The sequence below is a fragment of the Leptolyngbya sp. CCY15150 genome (genome assembly GCF_016888135.1).
Taxonomy (GTDB): Bacteria; Cyanobacteriota; Cyanobacteriia; order RECH01; family RECH01; genus RECH01.
On record NZ_JACSWB010000104.1, the window covers coordinates 1 to 208 of the forward strand.

The window sequence follows — 208 nt, forward strand, 5'->3', positions numbered from 1 at the left end:
CGAATCTCCTGCGACGTGAAGTCATAGGCCCGTAGGTTCAAGCCTAGACCGATGATGCCAACCGAGCTCATCCACAGACCCGTCACCGGCACAAACAACATGAAGAAGTGCAGCCAGCGCTTGTTGGAAAAGGCAATCCCGAAAATCTGTGACCAGAATCGGTTCGCCGTCACCATCGAGTAGGTCTCTTCTGCTTGGGTCGGGTTGA

1 pseudogene is annotated in these 208 nt (G+C 54.3%); it reads right to left on the bottom strand.

Annotated features, from left to right (window positions below):
- A pseudogene (locus tag JUJ53_RS25395) lies at positions 1 to 208 on the bottom strand (photosystem II D2 protein (photosystem q(a) protein)); the annotation flags it as partial.